At 69.0% G+C, this 6,093-nt stretch carries 6 protein-coding genes; 2 read left to right on the top strand and 4 right to left on the bottom strand.

Annotated elements, in window-relative coordinates; all coding sequences use genetic code 11:
- On the top strand, nucleotides 1–386 hold a 386-nt coding region (locus tag ACLN58_RS16420), incomplete at its 5' end, for an aminotransferase class V-fold PLP-dependent enzyme (protein WP_415856324.1).
- Between the two features lie 57 nt (nucleotides 387–443).
- On the opposite strand, the gene ACLN58_RS16425 is transcribed toward ACLN58_RS16420, so the two are convergent.
- Nucleotides 444–1,937: a DUF222 domain-containing protein gene (locus ACLN58_RS16425; RefSeq protein WP_415856325.1), complete on the bottom strand. Its 1,494-nt coding sequence runs from the start codon at nucleotides 1,935–1,937 to the stop codon at nucleotides 444–446.
- Nucleotides 1,938–2,031: 94 nt separating this feature from the next.
- Here ACLN58_RS16425 and ACLN58_RS16430 point away from each other — a divergent pair, with 94 nt between their 5' ends.
- Nucleotides 2,032–2,280: a hypothetical protein gene (locus tag ACLN58_RS16430; protein ID WP_415856326.1), complete on the top strand. Its 249-nt coding sequence runs from the start codon at nucleotides 2,032–2,034 to the stop codon at nucleotides 2,278–2,280.
- An 8-nt stretch (nucleotides 2,281–2,288) separates the two neighbouring features.
- On the opposite strand, the gene ACLN58_RS16435 is transcribed toward ACLN58_RS16430, so the two are convergent.
- The 3 genes from ACLN58_RS16435 to ACLN58_RS16445 form a co-directional block, all read right to left on the bottom strand.
- A complete protein-coding gene (locus ACLN58_RS16435; RefSeq protein ID WP_415856327.1) occupies nucleotides 2,289–2,837 on the bottom strand; it encodes a GtrA family protein in 549 nt (182 codons plus the stop codon).
- A gap of 113 nt (nucleotides 2,838–2,950) precedes the next feature.
- Nucleotides 2,951–4,483 (bottom strand): amino acid permease, encoded by a 1,533-nt coding sequence (locus ACLN58_RS16440; RefSeq protein WP_415856328.1) that lies wholly within the window; start codon nucleotides 4,481–4,483, stop codon nucleotides 2,951–2,953.
- Between the two features lie 53 nt (nucleotides 4,484–4,536).
- Nucleotides 4,537–5,964 (bottom strand): aspartate ammonia-lyase, encoded by a 1,428-nt coding sequence (locus ACLN58_RS16445; RefSeq protein ID WP_415856329.1) that lies wholly within the window; start codon nucleotides 5,962–5,964, stop codon nucleotides 4,537–4,539.
- Nucleotides 5,965–6,093: the final 129 nt, after the last annotated feature.

Here is a 6,093-nt window from a genome sequence, read left to right on the forward strand (position 1 = left end):
AACGGACGACGGCGGCGCCTCGCCTCGCCGTGCTCCGGCGCGACTTCGTGGCGCGCGTCCTCGAGCTCGTTCCCGACGCGCTCGTCACGGGACACCCCGAGGAGCGCCTGCCGGGGAGTGCGTCCTTCTGCTTCCCTCGCGTGAGCGGAGAATCGGTGCTGCTCGAGCTCGAGCGGCGTGGGGTGGTGTGCTCCTCGGGATCGGCGTGCGCCGCGGGCTCGAGCGACCCCTCGCACGTGCTGCTCGCGCTCGGCCTCGATCCCGAGACGGCGCTCACGGCCGTGCGCTTCACGCTGCCCACGACGATCGCCGCCGACGAGCTTGAGGAAGCCGCGCTGGCTCTCGCAGACTCGTACGCCGCCGTCGTCGGCGTTGCCCGCAAATAGAGCTGGTCCGGCGTCGGGCCGGTTGTGTTGGGCCGGTTGCGTTGGACCAGTCGGCGCTCAGAACGGCGGCGCCGGATCTCCTTCCGGGTACGTGAGGTATCTGCGACCTGAAGGTGCTTTCCATTCGAGGGTCCCGGGTGGCACCGGGCCCCCAGGCGGCGCACTCGAGCGGACATGCCGCACGTCCCAGTGCCCCACGGTTTTGAGCCGGTGGTGCTGAGCGCACAGGAGCGCTAGATTGTCGGCTTCAGTAGTGCCGCCCTCAGCCCACTCGCGCGTGTGATCGGCCTCGGCTGCCGCCGCCGGCTTGTCGCAGCCGGGGAACCGGCACGTCCTGTCTCGGGCCCCGAGGAAACGCCGCATCGCGAGCGTCGGCGTGTACCGGCGCCTCCCAAGAGCAAGCGGGACGCCGTCTTCGGGATCGACGAAGAGTCGCGTCCACGTTGCCGCCTCGGAGGCGAGAATCCTCGCGGCGCTCGCATCAATGGCCCCATAGCCCACGATCTCGCCGGGCGAGTCAGAGTCACCGGAGAGCGTCCGCGCAGGAACGGTCACGATGAGCTCGGTGCGCACTCCGCCGCGCGGTCCGGGCGACGGAAGAGCATCTCCCGTCGTGACGGCCTCGATGGACCCGATTCCGGCGGTGGCAGACGCGTCGCTGCCGAGGAGGTCTGCGAGGACGTCAGCGCGCAGCTGGTTGATCGTGCGGTGTTCTTCGGGGCTTTGGAGCGAGCGGGAAATGGCCTCAAGTCGGGTATCGATTGCTGCACCCACCTCGAGGGGCAGATAGGCCGAGAGCCAGCACATGCCGTCCTGCGCTGGTTCGAGATCGACGCGACGATGGGCGGATACTCGCTCCTTCCGTACCGATAGCGGCTCGCACGCGTACTTCTCCGCCAGGCGACGCAGGTGACGCTTCAGCGTGCCCTGACTCAGGGTCTGATCCGGATCGGGAGGGTTCGCGATACCGACCGCTTCCGCGGCGAATGCTTCGAGGCGCTCGGGAGGAACGGGCGCAGCGGCATCGAGGATCACGTTGGCCCGGCGGCGTGGGAGATTACCGGCCGCCATGGCTTCGAGGACCGGCTTCCATGCCTTGTCAGTGACAATCAGGGCTTCGGCGACTGCGGCGGAGGCTGTTCTCTGGGAGATCCGGAGCGCTGCGGCGAGCTCGGACGCGGCGATGTCGGGTGCGTCCAGTCTGTCAACGGGGTTCTCCGACGATCCGCCGACGGCGGCAGAGAGGGCGGCGAGAACTATGGCCTTCCGAGCCTCAAGCCTGGCCTGCTCGGCATCGATCAGCGTAAGTTCCGCCACCAGTTCGTCGGCTCGCTGCGCCCGCGCTCGGGCCATGATGCCCGACGGCGCAAGGGCCGCCTCCCAAGCGGCGTCGGCCTCGTCGTCGTCATCCTCGAACGATTCGAACAGCGCCGGATCAACCGTAGGCGGCTCGGCAGTGCGGGCGCGCGGATCCGCGCGGAAGTCCCAGCCGTCCGCGCCGAGCGGGTCGGCCGGCCAGCCTGTCTGCGGATCACGCCCCCCGATAACCATGACCTGAGTCTCCGCGGAAGGTCCGACATTTTTGGGGTGCGCATGCGGACGCGCTCCTTGCGGGCGAGTGGGACGCCGGGGGTAGCCTATGGCCGTGATCGGTGCTGGCTTCCTCTCCGAATGGCTCCTCGAATCCGATCCCGCGCTGCGCTGGCAGGTCGGGCGCGACCTCCTCGGGGCTGCCCTCCGGCTGGGATGCGACCCCGCCGCCGCGTCGCGGCGGAGGGCAACGGTGCACGGCTCCTCACGCTTCAGGATCCTGACGGTCACTGGGACGGCGGCGCCTTCTTCCCCGGCAACTCGCATGGTGGGACGGCGCGCCGTGAGCGCCCCTCGGGGTTGAACGGCGTGTCAGGCGTTGCGGGCGCGGCGGAAGATCCAGTGCCGCAAGAGCGAGAAGCGGACCGCGGTCGCGACCCATCCCGCGACCGTCGTGGTCCAGAGCTCGACGGCGACGCCCGCGAGTGGATTCACCCACAGGAGCACCCAGAGGCTCCCGCTCGTGAGCAGGAGCGCGACGCCCATCGCGACGAGCCCGTTGAAGTGGTCCTGCGCGAGGCCACGCCGCTCCCTGATGTGGAACGTGAAGCGGCGGTTGAGCGACGTGTTCATGACCGACGTCGCGATGAGCGCGATCGCATTGGCGAGCTGCGGACCGAGCCACGGCCGGCACAGCGCATACAGGGCGAGGGACGTGAGAGTGCACACGATCCCGACGCCCGTGAACCTCGTGAGCTGCCGAACGATCGGCCTGCCCCACGCGGTGCGGAGCAGGCCGTTCCCGCGGTGGAGGAGCCCCCGCTGGGTGTCAGCGCCCGGCGTGCGCACGAGGCCCCGAGCGGGCGGCGCAGGGAGCGCCGCCCCCGTCGGGGCCTCGGGCGGGGTCCACTGCTGATCCATGTATCTAGGCTCTCACGGACTTGCTGTGGCTGTGCTGTGTCGTTCGGATGACTAGCTGTGCAGCAGGGTCACCGCCGGCAGGATCACTGCCGGCAGTGCTAGCGCCGGCAGAGCTACCGCCGGCTCGAGGGTCGGTTCGCCACGACGGGCGCCGTGCCGGTGAAGCCCTCGCGGGCTGCGGCGATCTCGCGGATCCGGTCGCGGCACGCGTACCAGCCGACGACCATGAGCACGATCGCGACGCCTGTCGCGAGGAGCGTCCACGGCGAGTCGGCGAGCACGAGCACGAGGACGACGGCCAAGAACACTAGCGTGATGTACCCCGTGTAGGGGGCTCCGGGCATCCGGAACGAGGGACGCTGGGTCCACCCCTTCTTGGCCCACCGCTGGAGCTGGATCTGGCACAGCACGATCGCGGCCCACGTGGTGATGATCCCGACGGAGGCGACGTTGAGCACGATCTCGAACGCGTCGCTCGGGACGAGGTAGTTCAGCGGCACCCCGAGGAGGGAAACGACGGCGGTGATCGCGATGCCGCCGTAGGGCACCCCGGCCTTGTTCATGCGGAGGGCGAACTTCGGCGCCGAGCCGGCGGCGGCCATCGAGCGCAGAATTCGTCCCGTGGAGTACAGGCCCGCGTTGAGCGACGAGAGGGACGCGGTAAGCACCACGAGGTTCATGATGACGTCGACCCCGTTGACGCCGATGTGCCCGAAGAACGTCACGAACGGGCTCACGCCCTTCTGGTAGTCCGTGTAAGGCAGGAGGAGGGACAGCAGGATCACGGAACCCACGTAGAAGACGGCGATGCGGAGCACCACCGAGTTGATGGCCTTGGGCATGATCTTGGCCGGGTTCTCGGTCTCGCCCGCGGCCGTGCCCACGAGTTCCACTGAGGCGTAAGCGAAGACGACGCCCTGCATGAGCAGGATCATCGGGGCAATGCCGAGCGGGAAGATGCCGCCGTGATCGGTGATGAGGGAGAAGCCGGTCGGTGAGCCCGTGGGCGTGCCGAAGATGACGAAGTAGATGCCGATGACGAGGAAGGCGAGGAGCGCTGCGACCTTGATGAGGGCGAACCAGAACTCCATCTCGCCGAAGACCTTGACGGAGACGAGGTTGAGCGTGAGCACCAGCACGAGGGCGATGAGGGCCCAGGCCCACTGCGGGACGGCGGCGATCCAGGGGACGTACTTGCCGAAGAAGTTCATGTACAGGGCCGCCGCGGTGGTGTCGACGATTGTGGTCATGGCCCAGTTGATCCAGTAGAACCAGCCGGAGACGAACGCGGCCTTCTCGCCGAAGAACTCGCGGGCGTAGGAGACGAACGAGCCCGAGGACGGCCGGTGGAGCACGAGCTCCCCGAGCGCGCGCAGGATGAGGAAGACGAACGCGCCGCAGATCGCGTACGCGAGCACGAGGGAGGGCCCCGCGGCCGCGAGGCGGCCGCCAGCACCGAGGAACAGGCCCGTGCCGATCGCACCGCCGATCGCGATCATCTGGATCTGCCGCGCCTTGAGGCCCTTGTGATACCCGGCGTCTTCGGCGTGCAGCACATGGTCGGTCGAATGGGCGTGGCCGTGGTCTTCGAGGTGGTCCGGAATCTGGGTCTCGCCCGTTGTCCGGGCAGGGTCAAGCGAGGACATTCGAGTCCTTTCGGTGGGGGAATCTGTCAGAAGGGTGCGAAGGAGGACGGCGCCTAGCTCGTGAGGTTCGCGAGCCGCTCCGGGCGGAGCAACTCCTCGAGCCGCTCGGCGGTGAGCAGCCCGCGCTCGAGCACGAGCTCGGCCACGCCGCGCCCGCTCGCGAGCGCCTCTTGGGCGATCGACGTCGCGGCCGCGTACCCGAGGTAGGGGTTGAGGGCCGTGACCAGGCCGATCGAGTGCTCGACGCTCGCGCGCAGACGCCCTGCGTTGGCGGTAATGCCGCGCACGCAGCGTTCGGTGAGCGTGCGGCATGCAGCCTCGAGGTGCGTGATGCTCTTGTGGAGGCTGTGCACGATGATCGGCTCGAACGCGTTGAGCTGGAGCTGACCGGCCTCGGCGGCCATCGTGATGGTCACGTCGTTGCCGATCACCTCGTAGGCGACCTGGCTGACCACTTCCGGGATCACCGGGTTGATCTTGCCGGGCATGATGGAGGAACCCGACTGGACGGCGGGCAGGTTGATCTCTCCGAGGCCCGCGCGGGGACCCGAGGAGAGCAGTCGGAGATCGTTGCAGATCTTGGACAGCTTGACTGCGACGCGCTTGAGCACGCCGGAGAGGTGCACGAAGGCGCCCATGTCCTGGGTGGCCTCGATGAGATCGGGCGCCGTCACGAGCGGGAGGCCCGTGGCCTGGCCGAGGTGGCGGCAGGCCGCCTCCGTGTAGCCCGCGGGCGCGTTGAGGCCCGTGCCGATCGCGGTCGCGCCGAGGTTGATCTCGTGCACGAGGCGGGAGGCCTCGCGCAGCCGCTCGCGGTCCTCGCCGATGGTCACGGCGTACGTCCCGAACTCCTGGCCGAGCGTCATGGGCACGGCGTCCTGCAGCTGCGTGCGCCCCATCTTGACGACCGTCCGGAACTCCGTGGCCTTCTCCGCGAACGCGTTCTCGAGCACCGTGAGCGCGTCGAGCAGGCCTTCGATCCCGAAGACGGTCGCGACGCGCACCGCGGTCGGGTAGACGTCGTTCGTCGACTGGCTCAGGTTGACGTGGTCGTTCGGGTGGAGCGCCGCGTACTCGCCCTTCTCGCGCCCGAGGAGCTCGAGGGCACGGTTCGCGATGACCTCGTTCGCGTTCATGTTCGAGGACGTTCCGGCCCCGCCCTGGATGACGTCGACCACGAACTGCTCCGCGAGCCTCCCCTCGAGGATCTCGAGGCACGCTCCCTCGATCGCGGCTCCGCGCTCGCCGTCGAGCAGGCCGAGCTCCTGGTTCGCGCGGGCGGCCGCGAGCTTGACCGCGGCGAGGCCCCGCACCAGGTGCGGGTTCGTGGAGAGCGGCCGGCCCGTGATGGGGAAGTTCTCCACGGCGCGGAGTGTGTGCACGCCCCAATATGCCTCCGCAGGGATTTCGCGGTCGCCGAGGAGATCGTGGTCGAGGCGGAACGCGCCTGCGGGCGCGAGTGTTCCGGCGGGAACAGTCATGGTGAGGGCCTTTCGTGCGGTTCGGGCAGCGTGACGAGTGGTGGTTCGGGCCAGGCTCAGGATTCGGGGAACGCGGCGTCAAGGGCCGTGAACGTGCCGACGGGACGCCCGCCGCCGAGCACGGGGGAT

It is taken from the genome of Sinomonas sp. G460-2 (assembly GCF_047759905.1).
Lineage (GTDB): Bacteria > Actinomycetota > Actinomycetes > Actinomycetales > Micrococcaceae > Sinomonas.